A 559-nucleotide genomic window follows, 5' to 3' on the forward strand; every position below is an offset into this window, starting at 1 on the left:
GGTAGCGGGCTCGGCCTGTTTCTGGTCGTCAATGTCATCCGCAAGCTGGGGGGTAGCGTCACCGTAAGAAACAGAACCGAAGGGGGAGCTTCGGTTACGTTGCATCTGCCGCTGGCTGCTCTGTCTCCGCGAGGGCACAATGCCGACTAAACGCACGCTGCTGATCGTCGAGGACGACATCGCCTTTGCCAACGCACTGCGCCGGTCTTTCGAACGGCGTGATTACGAAACGCATAGCTGCCGGAGCGTCGACGGCGTGCAGGCGCTGATCGGCACCGTTGCCTTCCAATATGCCGTCATCGATCTCAAGCTTGCCAGCGGCTCGGGCCTTGAGTGCGTCAGGGCGCTGCACGAACACGATCCTGAAATGCGGATCGTCGTGTTGACCGGCTTTGCCAGCATCGCCACCGCTGTCGAGGCGATCAAGCTCGGCGCCTGCCAGTATCTCGCCAAGCCCGCCAATACAGACGACATTGAAGCGGCTTTCGGCCAGGTCGAGGGCAATGTTTCGGTGCCGCTCGCCGAGCGGCCAACCTCGATAAAGAACCTCGAATGGGAG

At 61.2% G+C, this 559-nt stretch carries 2 protein-coding genes; both read left to right on the forward strand.

Annotated features, from left to right (window positions below; genetic code table 11):
- A partial coding sequence (locus EN925_RS41355) for an ATP-binding protein (protein ID WP_348630397.1) occupies positions 1–150 on the forward strand: 150 nt, incomplete at its 5' end.
- The coding region (locus EN925_RS38840; protein ID WP_128337505.1) for a response regulator at positions 140–559 on the forward strand (420 nt) is incomplete at its 3' end. The genes EN925_RS41355 and EN925_RS38840, both read left to right, overlap by 11 nt.

This window comes from Mesorhizobium sp. M7A.F.Ca.US.006.04.2.1 (assembly GCF_004022915.1).
Taxonomy (GTDB): Bacteria; Pseudomonadota; Alphaproteobacteria; order Rhizobiales; family Rhizobiaceae; genus Mesorhizobium; species Mesorhizobium ciceri.